This is a genomic window from Nonomuraea cavernae, assembly GCF_014646355.1.
In the GTDB taxonomy this organism is placed as follows: domain Bacteria; phylum Actinomycetota; class Actinomycetes; order Streptosporangiales; family Streptosporangiaceae; genus Nonomuraea; species Nonomuraea cavernae.
In genome coordinates, this window is sequence record NZ_BMNH01000019.1 from 35,711 (window position 1) to 52,178 (window position 16,468).

General features: G+C 71.9%; 14 protein-coding genes and 1 pseudogene. 7 read left to right on the forward strand and 8 right to left on the reverse strand.

Annotation, left to right across the window (positions count from 1 at the left end):
* The first annotated feature begins 59 nt into the window (after positions 1 to 59).
* The 4 genes from IEY82_RS26070 (at position 60) to IEY82_RS26085 (ending at position 2,767) form a co-directional block, all read left to right on the forward strand.
* Positions 60 to 1,247 carry a phosphoglycerate kinase gene (locus tag IEY82_RS26070; protein WP_189126853.1) on the forward strand — a complete coding sequence of 396 codons (1,188 nt, stop codon included), beginning with the start codon at positions 60 to 62 and terminating at the stop codon, positions 1,245 to 1,247.
* Position 1,248: 1 nt separating this feature from the next.
* Positions 1,249 to 2,025 carry a triose-phosphate isomerase gene (gene tpiA / locus IEY82_RS26075; protein ID WP_225263753.1) on the forward strand — a complete coding sequence of 259 codons (777 nt, stop codon included), beginning with the start codon at positions 1,249 to 1,251 and terminating at the stop codon, positions 2,023 to 2,025.
* Positions 2,026 to 2,124: 99 nt separating this feature from the next.
* A complete protein-coding gene (secG, locus tag IEY82_RS26080) occupies positions 2,125 to 2,355 on the forward strand; it encodes a preprotein translocase subunit SecG (RefSeq protein ID WP_189126854.1) in 231 nt (76 codons plus the stop codon).
* A gap of 67 nt (positions 2,356 to 2,422) precedes the next feature.
* Entirely contained in the window at positions 2,423 to 2,767 is a 345-nt protein-coding gene (locus tag IEY82_RS26085) for an RNA polymerase-binding protein RbpA (protein WP_113703949.1), read from the forward strand.
* A gap of 85 nt (positions 2,768 to 2,852) precedes the next feature.
* On the opposite strand, the gene IEY82_RS26090 is transcribed toward IEY82_RS26085, so the two are convergent.
* Positions 2,853 to 4,466: an amidohydrolase gene (locus IEY82_RS26090; protein WP_189126855.1), complete on the reverse strand. Its 1,614-nt coding sequence runs from the start codon at positions 4,464 to 4,466 to the stop codon at positions 2,853 to 2,855.
* 215 nt (positions 4,467 to 4,681) lie between these two features.
* Between IEY82_RS26090 and IEY82_RS26095 the strand changes: the two genes are divergently transcribed.
* On the forward strand, positions 4,682 to 5,704 hold the full coding sequence (locus IEY82_RS26095) for a GNAT family N-acetyltransferase (protein ID WP_189126856.1): 1,023 nt from the start codon (positions 4,682 to 4,684) through the stop codon (positions 5,702 to 5,704).
* Positions 5,705 to 5,839: 135 nt separating this feature from the next.
* Here the strand turns inward: IEY82_RS26095 and IEY82_RS26100 are convergent.
* Positions 5,840 to 6,283, reverse strand: a pseudogene (locus IEY82_RS26100) (Clp protease N-terminal domain-containing protein); the annotation flags it as partial.
* A gap of 71 nt (positions 6,284 to 6,354) precedes the next feature.
* On the opposite strand from IEY82_RS26100, the gene IEY82_RS26105 reads away from it, so the two are divergent.
* Both IEY82_RS26105 and add read left to right on the forward strand, forming a co-directional pair.
* Complete coding sequence (locus IEY82_RS26105) at positions 6,355 to 7,116, forward strand: hypothetical protein (protein WP_189126858.1); 762 nt, start codon at positions 6,355 to 6,357, stop codon at positions 7,114 to 7,116.
* A 90-nt stretch (positions 7,117 to 7,206) separates the two neighbouring features.
* Positions 7,207 to 8,238, forward strand: coding sequence for an adenosine deaminase (gene add / locus IEY82_RS26110; protein ID WP_189126859.1), 1,032 nt, complete (start codon positions 7,207 to 7,209; stop codon positions 8,236 to 8,238).
* Positions 8,239 to 8,245: 7 nt separating this feature from the next.
* On the opposite strand, the gene pgl is transcribed toward add, so the two are convergent.
* The 6 genes from pgl to tkt are packed head-to-tail and all read right to left on the reverse strand — an operon-like array spanning position 8,246 to position 16,438.
* Complete coding sequence (gene pgl, locus IEY82_RS26115) at positions 8,246 to 9,019, reverse strand: 6-phosphogluconolactonase (protein ID WP_189126860.1); 774 nt, start codon at positions 9,017 to 9,019, stop codon at positions 8,246 to 8,248.
* Positions 9,020 to 9,078: 59 nt separating this feature from the next.
* A complete protein-coding gene (locus IEY82_RS26120) occupies positions 9,079 to 10,053 on the reverse strand; it encodes a glucose-6-phosphate dehydrogenase assembly protein OpcA (RefSeq protein WP_189126861.1) in 975 nt (324 codons plus the stop codon).
* Positions 10,054 to 10,096: 43 nt separating this feature from the next.
* Complete coding sequence (gene zwf, locus IEY82_RS26125; protein WP_225263755.1) at positions 10,097 to 11,698, reverse strand: glucose-6-phosphate dehydrogenase; 1,602 nt, start codon at positions 11,696 to 11,698, stop codon at positions 10,097 to 10,099.
* A 1-nt stretch (position 11,699) separates the two neighbouring features.
* Positions 11,700 to 13,313, reverse strand: coding sequence for a glucose-6-phosphate isomerase (locus tag IEY82_RS26130; RefSeq protein ID WP_189126952.1), 1,614 nt, complete (start codon positions 13,311 to 13,313; stop codon positions 11,700 to 11,702).
* Positions 13,313 to 14,404, reverse strand: coding sequence for a transaldolase (gene tal, locus IEY82_RS26135; RefSeq protein ID WP_189126862.1), 1,092 nt, complete (start codon positions 14,402 to 14,404; stop codon positions 13,313 to 13,315). The genes IEY82_RS26130 and tal overlap by 1 nt, the downstream gene beginning before the upstream one ends.
* A 3-nt stretch (positions 14,405 to 14,407) precedes the next feature.
* Positions 14,408 to 16,438, reverse strand: a complete 2,031-nt coding sequence (gene tkt / locus IEY82_RS26140; protein ID WP_229697690.1) for a transketolase — start codon at positions 16,436 to 16,438, stop codon at positions 14,408 to 14,410.
* Positions 16,439 to 16,468: the final 30 nt, after the last annotated feature.

Genomic DNA, 16,468 nt, shown 5'->3' on the forward strand with positions numbered 1-16,468 from the left:
ACGGCAGCCGCAGCCGCGGGCAGCGGCGCACCACGACGGGGACGCACGAAGGAGCACAGTTGCGCACGCTTGACGATCTCGACGTGAAAGGGCGGCGCGTGCTCGTGCGCGCCGACCTCAACGTCCCCCTCGACGGTGAGACGATCACCGACGACGGGCGCATCCGCGCGTCGGTGCCGACGATCCGGACCCTGGTGGACCGGGGCGCGAAGGTCATCGTCTGCGCTCATCTGGGCCGTCCCAAGGGCCAGGTGAAGCCCGAGTTCTCGCTGCGGCCGGTGGCCGGGCGCCTGGGCGAGCTGCTCGGCCAGGCGGTGGCCTTCGCCACTGACGTGGTCGGCCCGAGCGCCCAGGGCGTCGCGGAGGAGCTCCAGGAGGGCCAGGTCGCCCTGCTGGAGAACCTCAGGTACGAGCCCGGCGAGGAGTCCAAGGACGACGCGACGCGCCAGGCCTTCGCCGAGCGGCTGGCGGGGCTCGCCGAGCTCTACGTCGGCGACGGGTTCGGGGCGGTGCACCGCAAGCACGCCAGCGTCTACGACGTGCCCCGGCTGCTGCCGCACGCGGCGGGCGGGCTGGTCGTGGCCGAGGTCGAGGTGCTGCGCAGGCTCACCGAGGCCACCGAACGGCCCTACGTGGTCGTGCTCGGCGGCGCGAAGGTGTCCGACAAGCTCGGCGTCATCGCCAACCTGCTGACCAAGGTCGACCGGCTGCTCGTCGGCGGTGGCATGGCCTACACCTTCCTCAAGGCCCAGGGCCACGAGGTCGGCGGCTCGCTGCTCCAGGAGGACCAGCTCGACCAGGTGCGCGGCTTCCTCAACGAGGCGGCCAAGCGGGGCGTCGACCTGGTGCTGCCGCTCGACGTGCTGGCCGCCACGCACTTCGACCCGAGCGCGCCCTACGACGTGGTGGAGGCGACCGCGATCCCGGCCGACCGGCAGGGGCTCGACATCGGGCCGAGGACACGCGAGCTGTTCGCGGGCAAGCTGGCCGACGCCCGCACCGTCTTCTGGAACGGCCCGATGGGTGTGTTCGAGTTCGACGAGTTCGCCGGCGGCACCCAGGCGGTGGCCGAGGCCCTGATCGGCTCGGAGGCGTTCACCGTCGTCGGCGGCGGCGACTCCGCGGCTGCCGTACGCAGGCTGGGCCTGCCCGAAGACGGTTTCTCCCACATCTCCACCGGTGGCGGGGCGAGCCTCGAATACCTTGAGGGCAAGACCCTCCCCGGACTCGCCGCCCTGGAGGACTGACGTGCGAAAGCCGCTCATCGCCGGCAACTGGAAGATGAACCTCAACCACCTTGAGGCGATCGCGCTGGTCCAGAAGCTGGCCTTCGCGTTCTCCGACAAGGACTTCGACAAGGTGGAGGTCGCGGTCCTGCCGCCCTACACCGACCTGCGCAGCGTGCAGACGCTCGTCGACGGCGACAAGCTGCGCGTCGTCTACGGCGCGCAGGACCTGTCCCAGCACGACGCGGGGGCCTACACGGGCGAGATCTCCGGCGCCATGCTGGCCAAGCTCGGCTGCACGTTCGTCGTGGTCGGCCACTCGGAGCGGCGGCAGTACCACCGCGAGGACGACGACATCGTCAACCTCAAGGTGCAGGCCGCCTACCGGCACTCGCTCACCCCCATCCTGTGCGTGGGCGAGGGGCTGGCGGTGCGCCAGGCGGGCGAGCAGGTGGCGCACACCCTCGCCCAGCTTGAGGGCGCGCTGCGCAAGGTCTCGGCCAAGCAGGCACAGTCGATAGTGGTGGCCTACGAGCCCGTGTGGGCGATCGGCACCGGCGAGGTGGCCACCCCCGAGGACGCCCAGGAGGTCTGCGCGGCTCTGCGCGTGCGACTCGCTGAGCTGTACGACTCCGAAGTGGCCTCGGCGGTACGTATCCTTTACGGAGGATCGGTCAAGTCAGGCAACATCGCCGGCATCATGGCTCAGCCCGATGTCGACGGCGCGCTCGTGGGCGGTGCCAGCATCGATGCCGGTGAGTTCGTGAAGATCTGCCGGTTTTCCGAAATGCCCGGCTAACTGAGCCGTTCGGAGGGTGCGACTTGACAGCAGGCCGTACCCTCTAGAAGCAAGTTTGAATCGTCGCGCGTAACAGAGCATTGAAGGAACAGGCATACCGTGGAACTCGGAATCTCCATCGCCCTCATCCTGGCGAGCCTTCTCATGATCCTGCTCGTCCTGCTCCACAAGGGCAAGGGGGGCGGCCTGTCTGACATGTTCGGCGGTGGCTTCTCGTCGAACTTCGGAGGTTCCTCCGTGGTGGAGCGCAACCTCGACCGGCTGACGGTCATCACGGGCGTGATCTGGTTCATCTGCATCGTGGCTCTCGGTCTGCTCGTGAGGCCCTGAGCCGTCTGACGCGTGACAGTGATTCTCTCCCCGCCCCATGCGGGGCGATCAAGCGAGGAGTTCATCCGTGGGTAGTGGCAACGCGATCCGTGGCAGCCGTGTCGGCGCCGGCCCGATGGGGGAGGCCGAGCGCGGCGAGGCAGCTCCGAGAGTGCGGGTCTCGTTCTGGTGCGCCAACATGCATGAGACGCGCCCCAGTTTCGCGAGTGACGCGGCGGTTCCCGAGATGTGGGACTGCCCGCGTTGCGGCCTCCCGGCCGGACAGGACGAGCAGGCCCCGCCTGCCCCGCCCAAGAACGAGCCGTACAAGACGCACCTGGCGTATGTGAAGGAGCGCAGGAGCGACAAGGACGGCAAGGCGATCCTCGAGGAGGCCCTCGAGCGCCTGCGCAACACCAAGTCCCCCTGGTAGGCGAGTCCTCCCGGCAGGACGGTCGAAAGGCCCCGGCAGCTGCCGGGGCCTTTCGCGTGGAGCGGTCCGGTCGCGGGCGGGTACGTTACGAGCCGGGCCGCCGGTGGACGATCTCGCCGTCCACGAACGTCATGGCCACCCCGGTAGTCCAGATGTCCGCCGCGGGCAGCGTGAACGGGTCGCGGTCGAGCACGACCAGGTCGGCCGGGCGGCCCGGCTCGATGGCCCCGGCCGGCGAGCGGTTGATCCACGCCGAGCCCGTCGTGTAGGCGCTCAGCGCGGTCGCGAGGCCGATGCGCTGGCCGGGCAGGAACGGCTTGCCCGCGGTGGGGTAGCCGGCGTGCACCGAACCACCCGGCTCGGTCCGGTTCACCGCCACGTGCAGGCCCTGCAGCGGGTCGGCGCTCGACACCGGCCAGTCGCTGCCCGCGCAGAGCCTGGTGCCGTGGGCCAGCAGACCGGCGAACGGATACTGCCAGGACGAGCGCGGCTCGCCGAGGAACGGCAGCGTCAGCTCGTCCATCTGGGCGTGGTGCGTGGCCCACAGCGGTTGCAGGTTGGCCGTGACGCCGAGGGCGGCGAAGCGCGGCACGTCGGACGGCTCGATGATCTGCAGGTGCGCGATGTGGTGCCGGTTGGCCGGGTCGGTGCCCTCGAAGCTGTCGAGCGCCTCGCGCACCGCCCGCTCGCCGATCGCGTGGAAGTGCACCTGGAAGCCGAGCCGGTCGAGCTCGGCGACGTACTCCCTGAGCTTGGCCGGATCCACGTAGGACAGGCCGGTGCCGCCGCATCGGCAGTAGGGCTCCAGTGTGGCGGCCGTGAAGTTCTCGGTGATGCCGTCCTGCATGATCTTCACCGAGGTGGCCGCGAACCGGTCGAGCCCCTCGGCCGAGGCGCGCCGGGCGACCAGCTCCTCGATCTGGTCGAGGCCGCGGGTCCTGTCCCACCACAGCGCCCCCACCACGCGCGCCCTGAGCCTGCCGGAGCCGGCCGCGGACAGGTAGGTGGGCAACTGGTCGTCGGAGCCCGCGTAGGAGCCCACGATGGCGTCCTGCCACCCGGTGACACCCAGTGAGAACAGGTGGCGCTCGGCCTCCGTCAGCGCCGTGTCCAGGTCGGCGGCCGTGGGGCGGGGGGTGAGCAGGCCGACCAGGTCCATCGCGCCCTCGTGCAGCACGCCGCTGGGGGTGCCGTCGGGGTCGCGCTCGATGCGGCCGTCGGCGGGGTCGGGGGTGTCGCGGGTGATCCCGGCCCGTTCGAGCGCGCGGGTGCTGACCCAGGCGGCGTGGTGGTCGCGCTGGATCAGGTAGACGGGACGGTCGGCGAAGTCGAGCAGGCTCCGGTGGGGCAGCCCGCCCGGGAAGGCCGACATGTCCCACCCGCCGCCATCGATCCACTCCTTTTCAGGATTTTTCGTCGCATAGTCTGCGATCTTCTCGATGTACGCGTCCAGTCCGTAGATTTCCGACAGGTCGCACTTGGCGCGTTCCAGGCCCGCCTGTACCGGATGCACGTGCGCGTCGGTGAACCCCGGCACCAGCAGCCCGCCCGCCAGGTCGACGGTCTCGTGCGCCGGCGCCAGCCGCGCCAGCTCCCGCTCGCCGCCCACGGCGGCGATCACGCCGTGGCGGACCAGTACGGCCTCCGCGAAGCCGCCCGTCGGGGTGAAGGCGCGCCCGCCCCGGAAGAGGATGTCCATCGATCTCCTGTCTGGCTGCGCCGGCCGGGACACGACCGGGGTGTTCGGCCCGGGCCGGGGGAGCGGGGCGTCCGGCGGACCGTGTGGCCGGGATGAAGCCCCTCACCGCCGGTCAGTCCGGGCGAAGAGACATTTACACATATATGGCCACATATCTTGCTACATGAAACGCGGTGGTAGCGGTCGCGTAACGGCCCTCCGGCATGCTCATGGCCATGGGATTCTTGCGCATCCGCACCACGGTTGACGAGCGGCCCGGACGGCTCGCCTCCCTTGCCGCCGCCCTGGCCGCACGGGGCGGCAACATTCTCGGCCTGAGCGTCCAGTCCAACGCCGACGGCACCGTCGACGAGTTCGTCGCCGACATCCCGGCGACCCCTGAGACCGTCCGTGAGGCGCTGGAGGCGGCCGGGGGGCGCAGAGTGCAGGTCGTCCCCGCGACCGCCCACGAGCTGACCGACGAGCCGACCCGAGCCCTGCTGCTGGCCTCCAGGCTGAGGTCCACGCCATGGCGGCTGCCCGAGCTGCTGGCCGAGCTGCTGCGCGCGGACGACGCCCGGTGGATCTATGGTGAAGCGGTGAGTGACCTGCCCGATCCGACCCAGCTCATCGTGCCCGTGGCCGCAAGGCGAGCGGTGCGCCTGCGCCGGGGTGAGCTGCCCTTCACGTTGACCGAGGCCGCCAGGGCGGCCTCCTTCGCCCGGCTCGCCCAGCCGCCCGCGGAACGGGCGGGCGCCGAGCGCGCGGCCAAGCTGGCCGACGGCGCGGAGGTCACCGTCCGCCCGCTCACCACGATCTACCGCGAGGCCGTGCGAGACCTGCACGACCGCTGCTCGCCGGAGGCGCGCCGGTTCCGCTACTTCACCTCGATGCCGACGCTGCCCCCGCGCATGTTCGACCGGCTCTGCGACCGCAACCGCGGCCAGTCCCTGGTCGCCGGGCACGACGGGCAGGTGGTCGCGATGGCCAACCTGATGTTCACCCCCGATCCGGGCATCGCCGAGATGGCCTTCCTGGTCGAGGACCGCTGGCAGGGGCGCGGTCTGGGCCGGGCACTGGCCACGATGCTGGTGCGGGATGCGCGCGACCTCGGATACGCCGAGGTCAGGGCCTCGATGCTGTCCGACAACGTACGCATGCGCAGGCTGCTGCTGTCGCTGGGCGCCACGATCGGCTACACCGAGGACCCCGGCGTGGTGGAGGCCAGGCTGCCGGTCGGCGCGCTGGTGTCAGCCTGACTCCTCCCGCGCCGCGTCGTCCGGCCCGGGCGGCCGCCGGATTCCGAGGTGGCGCTCGATGCGATCGAGGCTCTCCTGGATCCGGGTGAGCCGCTCGCCCAGCATCGAGACGCCGGCGAAGGGGAGGTCGCCCGGCTTGTCCCTGTGGCGGCCCACGCGGTGGATCAGCCGCTGGCGCGCCTCGGCCAGGTCGACTCCCAGGTCGCTGAGCGCCCGGGCGCCCAGGCCCTCGCCCTCGCGCAGCAGGCCGAGCAGGATGTGCTCGGTGCCGATGTAGGTGTGCCGCAGCTGCAGGGCCTCGCGCAGCGAGAGCTCCAGCACCTTCTTGGCGCGCGGGGTGAACGGGATGTGGCCGTCCGGCTCCCGTTCGCCCGGCGCCACTTCTCGCGCGATGTACGCGCGGACGCCCTCCAGGTCCACGCCGAAGCTCTCCAGGATCGTCCTGGCCGCCCCTTCGTCCTGGTGGAGGAGACCGAGCAGGATGTGCTCGGTGCCGATGCAGGCGTGGCGCATCGTCCGGGCCTCCTGCTGGGCGAGGACGACGACCTTGCGGGCACGGTCGGTGAAGCGCTCGAACACGTGCGGCCTCCGTTCGAATGCCTGCCTCCACTATGCGCTACGAAAGGGCGGATGTGGGGTATCTCACCATTGTGGATCTTGACGAGGTGGCCGACCGGCTCTACGCGCTCGTGCCGTCCGAGTTCACCGCCGCGCGCGCGGCCGAGGCGGGCGCGGCCAAGGCCGCGGGTGAGGCCGGGCTGGCCCGTGAGATAACCGGGCTGCGCAAGCCCACGGTCTCGGCCTGGGCGCTGAACCGGGCCGCCCGCCTGCACCCCGGCGAGCTCCAGGAACTGTTCGACCTGGGGGAGCGGTTGAGGAGCGCGTGGGAGGAGCACGACGCCGACGCGCTGGCCGAGCTCACCCGGCGGCGCGGCGACCTCACCGGCAGGGTTGGCCGCCTGGTGAAGGAGGGTGCCCGGCTGTCGGCCGCGGCGGCGGCCGAGGTCGACCAGACGCTCGACGCGGCCGTGGTGGACGCCGACGCGGCCGCCCAGGTACGGCGAGGTCGCCTGGTCAGACCGCTCAGCTACAGCGGCTTCGCCCCCGCTCCCGCGCCCCGTCGCGGGCCCGCCGGCCGGAAGAGGACTCCGGACGCCGAGGACGAGGTGGCCAGGGCCAGGCAGGAGGCCGAGGAACGGCGGGCGCGGGAGCGGCAGGAGGCCGAGGCCGCCTACGAGGAGTGGCGGGACGCGGTGGCCGCCGCCGCCGAGGAGCATCGCGCCCGCGCCGAGAAGGTCGCCAGGATCGAGAAGAAGCTGGCGAAGGCGCGCAGGAAGCTCGCCGAGACCGAGCAGCGGCTGGAGGTGGCCCGGCGCGAGGAGCGCCTCGCTCGCCGGCGACTCGAACGCTGAACGCCCTCAGAATCGGAATCTGACGTTTTCATGTGAGATTCGGCCGGGAAATCTGTCCGGATGGCGAAACGCAGGCTTATGGTCGTGGCCATGATCCCCGACGCGTCACTCGACGCCTTCATCGTCGCGCTGCCCAAGGTCGAGCTGCACGTCCACCTGATCGGCTCCGCCTCCGTCGCCACGGTCCTGGAGCTGGCCCGTCGTCACCCGGACGGCGGCGTGCCCACCAACGAGGAGGAGCTGCGCGCGTTCTACGCCTTCACCGACTTCCGGCACTTCGCCCGGGTCTACGCGGCGGTCAACGCCCTGGTCAGGGAGCCGGAGGACGTGGCCGCCCTGGTGCTCGGCCTGGCTCGCGACCTGTCGGAGCAGGGGGCCCGCTACGCCGAGCTCCAGGTCACCCCGTACGCGCACCACCAGGTCGGCATGCCGATGCGCGAGGTGACGGAGGCGCTGGACGGCGCGGCCCGCCGCGCGCCGGTCGAGTACGGCGTCGAGATGGCCTACATCTTCGACATCCCCGGCGAGTACGGCGTCGAGGCCGCCGAGGTGACCCTGGCCCACGCGCTGGAGGAACCTCCCGCCGCGCTGGTAGGTTTCGGCCTCGGCGGGATCGAGCAGGAGCGCCCGCCCTACCGTGACGCGTTCCGTGACGCCTTCGCCGCCGCCCGAGCCGCCGGGCTGCACAGCGTCCCGCACGGCGGCGAGATGACCGGTCCCGAGACGATCTGGGAGGTCGTCGACGGCCTCGGCGCCGAGCGTGTCGGACACGGCATCTCCTGCCTCCAGGACGACCGCCTGGTGGCCCGCCTGCGCGAGCGGCAGCTCCCGCTCGACGTCTGCCCGACCTCCAACGTCCGCACCGGCCAGGTGGCCCGCATCGAGGACCACCCGCTGCCGCGGCTGCTGGAGGAGGGCCTGTTCGTGACGCTGGGCAGCGACGACCCGCCCATGTTCGCCACCACGCTGGCCGACGAGTATCGGACCGTGGCCCGTGCCTTCGGCTTCGGCAGGGAGGAGCTGGCCTCGTTCGCCCGCAACGGCGTGACCGCGTCCTACCTGGCCGCGGACCGCAAGCGGGCGCTGCTGGCCGAGATCGACGCGCTCGCCGCGACAGGCTAGGGACCGGTCAGGGAGAGGCGATGCGGCCCATGCCCGGCGGGATCTTGCCGGCGGCCGCACGGTCCAGCAGGAACAACGTCCGGCTCCGGCCGTGGGCGCCGGCCGCCGGCACCTGGACCGGGCCGGATTCTGACAGGGCGAGCCGTACGGCGCCCGACTTCTCCTCGCCGGCCGCGATCACCCACACCTCGCGCGAGCCCTGGATGACCGGGAGCGTCAGCGAGATGCGCGTGGGCGGTGGCTTGGGGGAGCCGTGCACCGCCACCACCGGGCGGGTGTCGTAGAGCGCGGGCATGCCGGGGAACAACGAGGCGACGTGCGCGTCGGGGCCCATGCCGAGCAGCATCACGTCGAACGACGGCGCCGGGCCGTGGTCCTCCGGCCTGGCCGCCTTGCGCAGCTCGGTGGCGTAGGCGTCGGCCGCCTCCTCCGCCGTCAGGCCGGAGTCGGGGCCGAGCATCACGTGCACCCGCTCCGGATCGACGTCGACCTGGTCGAGCAGCGCCCGGCGGGCGCCGGTCTCGTTGCGCTCGGGATCGCCCGACGGCAGAAAGCGCTCGTCGCCCCACCAGATGTCGAGCCGCGACCAGTCGACCGCGTCACGGGCGGGCGTGGCGGCGATCGCGGCCAGGGTCGCCGTGCCGACCGTGCCCCCGGTCAGCACCAGCGACGCTGAGCCCGTCGCGGACTGCGCGTCGACCAGCCGGGTGATGATCCGCGCGGCCACGGCCTTGGCCAGGACGTCGGCGTCACGGTGGACGACAATGGTGGGGACGCTCACGCAACCACTCTTTCACAGGTGAAAAGATCAGGGCTTGACCAGGACAGGGCCCGATCAGGTCAGGGCTTACTCGGGTCGGGCTTGCTCGGGTCGGGCTTACTCGAATCGGGCTTACTCGAATCGGGCTTGTACGAGCGGGCCAGCCGCTTGACCGCCGCCGCGTAGGTCTCGTCGGAGTCGAGCCGCCGCAGCTCCTCGGCCAGGAGCTCCGAGGTGTGCCGCCGGGCCAGCGCGACGTTGCGATCGGGCTGCCCCGGCCGCGACAGCGTGGCCAGCCGGGCGTCGCTCCTGGCCACCGAGAGATCGCCGTCGGCCACGGTCAGCCGCACGCAGGTGAGCCCTGGCCCGGCGGAGTCGGCGACCTTGACCGGCGCGCCGAGGCGCTCCGACAGCCAGGCCGCCATGAGCGGGGCGCTCGGATTGCCGGGCGACGCCTCGACCAGACCCTTGCGCACCTTGCCCACGGGCTGGTCGAACGCGGCCGCCAGCAGGCTGCGCCACTGCGTCAGCCGCGCCCAGGCCAGGTCGGTGTCGCCGGGGGCGTACCCCTTGGCCCTGGTGGCCAGCGCCTTGGTGCCGTCGCCGGCCGCGCGCCGCGCGTCGGTGATGCGCCGCTGGCCCAGCATCCCGACCGGGTCCTTGGACGGCACCGTGGGCGCCTCACCCGGCCACCACACCACGACCGGCGTGTCGGGCAGCAGCAGCGGGCTGACCACCGAGTCGGCGTGCCGGGTCAGCTCGCCGTACAGGCGCAGCACCACGACCTCGCCCGGCGTGGACTCGCCGATGCGCAGCTCCGCGTCGAGACGGGTCTGCTCGTCGGTCTCGCGGCTGATCACCACGAGGATGCGCGACGGGTGCTCGCGCGCCGCCTCGGTGGCCGCGCGCAGCGAGTCGTACTGGTCGCGCTCCTCGCAGACCACGACCAGCGTCAGCACCATGCCGACGGCGGGCGCGCCCATCTGGTGCCGCAGCATCATGAGCTGGGACGAGATCTTCCCGGCCGTCGTGTCGGCCAGCATGAAGGTCGTCATGCGCGCTCCTTCGCCGGTGTCGTCGCCCCGCTCCGCTCGCCCACTAGAGCCTCCTCCACACGCGGCCGTCGCGTGCCATCATCGCGTCCGCCGTCGGCGGCCCCCACGAGCCCGCCGGATAGGGCTCGGGCTGGCCCAGCGTGGCCCACAGGTCCTCGATCGGGTCGAGGATCTTCCACGACAGCTCTACCTCGCGCTGGTGCGGGAAGAGCGGCGGGTCGCCGATCATCACGTCCAGCAGCAGCCGCTCGTACGCCTCGGGTGAGGACTCCATGAACGACTCGCCGTAGGCGAAGTCCATCGACACGTCGCGCACCTCCATCTGGGTGCCCGGCACCTTGGAGCCGAACCGCACCGTGATGCCCTCGTCCGGCTGCACCCTGATGACCAGGGCGTTCTGGCCCAGGATCTCGGTGTCGTCCTTGGAGAAAGGCAGGTGCGGCGCCCGCTGGAACACCACGGCCACCTCGGTCACGCGGCGGCCCAGCCGCTTGCCGGTGCGCAGGTAGAACGGCACGCCCGCCCAGCGCCGGTTGGCGATCTCCAGCTTGACGGCCGCGTAGGTCTCGGTGATGGAGTCGGCCGGGATGCCCTCCTCCTGCAGGTAGCCGACGACCTTCTCGCCGCCCTGCCAGCCCGCGGCGTACTGTCCGCGCGCGGTGTTGGCGGCCAGGTCGGACGGCAGCCGCACCGCCTTGAACACCTTCTCCTTCTCGCGGCGCAGCGCCGAGGCGTCGAAGGACGTCGGGTCCTCCATGGCCACCAGGGCGAGCAGCTGGAGCAGGTGGTTCTGGATCACGTCGCGGGCGGCGCCGATGCCGTCGTAGTAGCCGGCCCGGCCGCCGATGCCGATGTCCTCGGCCATGGTGATCTGCACGTGGTCGACGAAGCCGCGGTTCCAGATCGGCTCGTAGAGGTTGTTGGCGAACCGCAGCGCCAGGATGTTCTGGACCGTCTCCTTGCCCAGGTAGTGGTCGATCCGGAAGATCGAGCTCTCGGGAAAGGCCGAGGTGGTGATCTCGTTGAGCTGGTGGGCCGACTGCAGGTCGTGGCCGAAGGGCTTCTCGATGACCACCCGGCGCCACGACCCGGGCGGCGCCTCGGCCACGCCGGTGCGCTTGAGCTGCTCGACCACCACGGGGAAGAACTTCGGCGGCACGGACAGGTAGAACGCGTAGTTTCCGCCGGTGCCGCGGGTCTCGTCGATCTCCTTCAGGGCCATCGCCAGCGCGTCGAACGCGCCGTCGTCGGAGAACTCTCCGGGCACGAAGTGGATGCCCTCGCAGATCTGTTTCCAGACCTCCTCGCGGAACGGTGTCCGCGCGTGCGCCTTGACGGCGTCGTGCGTGAGCCGGGCGAAGTCCTGGTCCTTCCAGTCACGGCGGGCGAACCCGACGAGCGAGAACCCCGGCGGCAGCAGCCCCCGGTTGCCCAGGTCGTAGATCGCCGGCAGCAGCTTGCGCTTGGCCAGGTCTCCCGTCACGCCGAACAGCACCATGACGCACGGCCCCGCCACCCGTGGCAACCGCTTGTCCCGCGGGTCGCGCAACGGGTTGGCCTCCTCCACCTCCAGTGTCGTGGACGTGGCCGCCACGGCCGACGCGATGGTCGCGGCCTCGGGGGCGGGCGCTCCCGGGTCTGTCATCTCAAGCCTCCTGTGCGGCTGCGAGCAGGTGCGCGACTCCCGCCGCGCGGTCGGTCAGATGCACGCGTACGGCGGGCCGCCCGCGGTGCTCCAGCGCGTCGAGGTCGCCGAGCGCCTGGGCCAGCTGGAGCGTGCCCAGGGTGTAGGGCCTGCCGGGCACCGCCACGTCGTCGGCCACGGCGCCGGTGACCTGCAGGAAGACCCCGTTCTGGGGACCTCCCCTGTGGTATTGCCCGGTGGAGCGCGCGAAACGCGGGCCCCAGCCGAACGTCACGGGCCGGTCGGTGCGCAGGGCGAGCAGCGGCCGCAGCGTGGCCGCGTCGGCCGCCATCCACGCGTCGGTCATCTGCTCGAAGTCGGCGCCCTCGGCCACCGGCGCGTCGAAGGCGGCCAGCCGGTCGAGGTAGGCCGTCACGGCCACGTAGCCGCCGTCGGGCACCGACCGCAGCAGCTCGGTCAGCACGCCGGGCAGATCCTTGGCCCGGGTGTGGCCGTAGACCTCGACGGGGCCGTCGACCAGCACCGGCTCGCCCACCGGCAGCGCGGGCAGGGTCAGCAGCCGGCCGGTGGCGGCCGTGGACTCGGCGATGTTGGGCTCGTCGAACGGGTCGACGCCGAGCACCAGCCCGGCGACGGCCGTGGCGTACTGCCAGACCAGGAACTGCGCGCCGAGCGGCCCGTCCACCCGGACGTCGCCGTCGTCCGCGTCGAAGGCGACGAGCAGCTCGTCGCCGGTGCCCCGCGGCTCGCCGCCGACGACGGGCAGGATGCCCCGGCCGCGTTTGCCGGTCGACCCGGCGACCAGCTGCTCGATCCAGTCGGGCAGCCCGGTGGCGGCCGACAGCCGGTCGTCCATGAGCAGCTTGTCGCGGCCGGCGAGGGCCGCGCCGCCGAGCGCCGCGCCGAGGTCGAGCCCCGGGTTGCCGGTGTCCTTCGACAGCAGGGGCAGCACCTCGGCGGCCTCGTCCAGCAGCCTGCCCGCGTCGGCGCCCGCCAGCGCACTCGGCACCAGGCCGAACGCCGACAGCGCGGAGTAGCGTCCGCCCACGCCGGGCGCGGCCGGGATCAGGTGGTAGCCCGACTCGGCCGCCGGTCGCTCCAGCGGGGAGCCGGGGTCGGCGACGACCGTCACGCGTGTGGCGGGGTCGATGCCGGCGTCGAGGAAGGCCCGCTCGTAGACCCGCAGCAGGGCCTCGGTCTCGACCGACGCGCCGCTCGTGCCGGCCACGACCAGGATCGTGGAGTCGAGACCCTCGGCCAGCGCCCGGCGCACCTGGCCGGGGTCGGTCGTGTCGAGAACGGTCAGCGGCGCGTCGGCGGAGGCGCAGATCACCTCGGCCGCCGGCGACGAGCCGCCCAGCCCGGCCAGCACCACGTTGGTGAGCCCGTCGGCGCGGGCGCGCCGCGCCAGCGCCGCGAGCTCGGGCAGCAGCCCACGGGACGCGCGCGGCAGCGCGAGCCAGCCCAGCCGGGCGGCCGCGACCGGCGCGGCGTCCTCCCCCCACAGCGTGGGATCGCCGCCGGCGAGCCGGGCGGGCACGCCTTCGGCGACGAGCCGCTCCGCGACGGAGGCGGCCGAGTCGGCCACCTCCTGGTCGCGGTAGGTGACCTCCATCAAGGGACCAGGTTCTTGGTGACGCTCTCCAGCAGCTCGTTCCAGGACGCCTCGAACTTGTCCACACCCTCGTCCTCGAGCACCCGGACGACGTCGTCGTAGTCGACCCCGGCCTCCTTGAGCTCGGCCATGATGTTCCAGGCCTGCTCGTAGAAGGGCCGGATGGTGTCGCCCGAGATCTGGCCGTGGTCGGCGACCGCGTCGAGCGTCTTCTCCGGCATGGTGTTGACCGTGCCGGGGGCGACGAGCTCGTCGACGTACATCGTGTCGGCGTAGTCGGGGTTCTTGACGCCGGTCGAGGCCCAGAGCGGACGCTGCGGGCGGGCGCCCGCGGCGCGCAGCTCCTGCCAGCGCTCGGAGTTCATCACGTCCTCGAACGCCGCGTAGGCCAGGCGCGCGTTGGCGACGCCCGCCTTGCCCTTGAGCTCGGGCCGGCCGAGCCCGTCGAGCCGCTTGTCGATCTCGGTGTCGACGCGGCTGACGAAGAACGAGGCCACCGACTCGATCGTGGCCAGGTCGAGCCCCTTGGCCCGCGCGGCCTCCAGGCCGGCCAGCCAGGCGTCCATGACCTGGCGGTAGCGCTCCAGCGAGAAGATCAGCGTGACGTTGACGCTGATGCCCTCGCTGATCGCCTGGGTGATCGCCGGCAGGCCCTCCAGGGTCGCCGGGATCTTGATGAACAGGTTGGGCCGGTCGACCAGCCACCACAGCGCGCGCGCCTCGGCGATGGTCTTGTCGCTGTCGCGCGCCAGGCGCGGGTCGACCTCCAGCGAGACGCGCCCGTCGTGGCCGCCGGTGGCGTCGTAGACCGGACGCAGCACGTCGGCCGCCCACCGGATGTCGTAGGTGGTGATGGAGCGCACCGCCTCGCCGACGTCGACGCCGCGCACGGCCAGGTCGTGCATCTGCGTGTCGTAGGCGTCGCCCTTGCTGAGGGCACTGGCGAAGATCGTCGGATTGGAGGTGACCCCGACCACGTTCTTCTCGCGGATCAGCTGCTCCAGGTCGCCCGTGCGCAGCCGCTCGCGGCTGATGTCGTCGAGCCAGATGGACACACCCTGGCCGGACAGCTTGTTGAGGATCTCACTCATTGTTCAGTTTCCCGTCGTCTCGCCCTTGTCGTGACCAAGCTTGGCCAGGCTCGACCTGGCCGCCGCCGCCACGCGCTCGGCCGTCAGGCCGAACTGTTCGTACAGCGTCCTGTACGGCGCGGAGGCGCCGAAGTGTTCGAGGCCCACCACTTCGCCGCACTCGCCGACGAACTCCCGCCAGCCAAGGGCCACCCCGGCCTCGACCGCGACCCGCGCCTTGACCTCCGACGGCAGGACGGTCTGCCTGTACGCGATGTCCTGCCCGTGGAACCACTCGACACACGGCATCGACACGACCCGTGTCGGGACGCCCTGCGCCTCCAGCAGCTCGCGGGCGTTGACGGCCACCTCCACCTCGCTGCCGGTGGCGATCAGGATCACCTGCGGCCGGGCGTCGGACGCCTCGTGCAGGATGTAGCCGCCGCGGGCCACGCCGTCGGCGCTGGTGCCCTCGAAGACCGGAAGGTTCTGCCTGGTCAGGGCCAGCGCCGCGGGCCTGTCGCTGTGCTCCAGCACCGCCTTCCAGGCGTGGGCCGTCTCGTTGGCGTCACCGGGGCGCACCACGTCGAGGCCGGGGATCGCGCGCAGCGCCCACAGGTGCTCGATCGGCTGGTGGGTCGGGCCGTCCTCGCCGAGGCCGATCGAGTCGTGCGTCCACACGTAGATGACCGGCAGCTTCATCAGCGCCGCCAGGCGCACGGACGGGCGCATGTAGTCGGAGAAGACCAGGAACGTGCCGCCGTAGGGGCGGGTGCCCCCGTGCAGGGCGATGCCGTTGAGGATGGCCCCCATGCCGTGCTCACGGATGCCGAAGTGCAGGGTGCGGCCGAAGCGGTTGCCGGGGAACTCCTTGGTTTGGTACTCCTCCGGGATGAAGGACGGCTCGCCCTTCATCGTGGTGTTGTTGGACTCGGCCAGGTCGGCCGAGCCGCCCCACAGCTCGGGCAGCACCGGGGCCAGCGCGCTGAGCACCTCGCCGGAGGCCTTGCGGGTGGCCATGGAGGCGCCCGGCTCGAACGACGGCAGCGCCGAGGCCCAGCCGCCGGGCAGCTCGTGACGCGAGATGCGGTCGAGCTCGGCCGCGCGCTCCGGGTTGGCCTGGCGCCAGGCGGTGTAGGACTTCTCCCACTCGACGTGGGCCTCGTGACCGCGCCGCGCCACGTCCCGGCTGTGGTCGAGCACGTCGCCGGGGACCTCGAAGCTCTGCGCCGGGTCCATGCCGAGGATGGTCTTGGTGGCGGCGACCTCGTCGGCGCCGAGGGCGCTGCCGTGGATCTTGCCGGTGTTCTGCTTGTTGGGCGCGGGCCAGCCGATGATCGTGCGCAGCCGGATGAAGGTCGGCCGGTCGGTCTCGGCGCGCGACTCCTCGAGGGCGGCGTACAGGGCCGCCACGTCCTCGACGTACTCGCCGGTCCGGGTCCAGTCGACCTCGAGCGTCTGCCAGCCGTAGGCCTCGTACCGCTTGACCACGTCCTCGGACTTGGCGATCAGCGTGTCGTCCTCGATGGAGATGTGGTTGTCGTCGTAGAGGACGGTCAGGTTGCCCAGCTTCTGGTGGCCGGCGAGGGCGCTGACCTCGTGGCTGACGCCCTCCTCGATGTCGCCGTCGCTGACGAAGCACCAGATGTGGTGGTCGAACGGCGAGGCGCCGGGAGCGGTGTCGGGATCGAACAGCCCGCGCTCGCGCCGGGCCGCCATCGCCATGCCGACCGCGTTGCCGAGGCCCTGGCCGAGCGGCCCCGTGGTGGTCTCCACGCCCGCCGTGTGCCCGTGCTCGGGGTGACCGGGCGTCACGCTGTCCCACTGGCGCAGCCGCTTGAGGTCGTCCAGGTCGAGGCCGTAGCCCGACAGGAACAACTGGATGTACAGCGTCAGGCTGGTGTGCCCGCACGACAGCACGAAGCGGTCACGCCCGATCCACGTGGGATCCGTCGGGTCGTGGCGCATCGTACGCTGGAACAACAGATATGCGGCGGGGGCCAGGCTCATGGCGGTGCCGGGGTGACCCGAGCCCGCCTTCTCCACTGCGTCCATCGCCAGGGCTCGAACGACGTCGACCGCCTT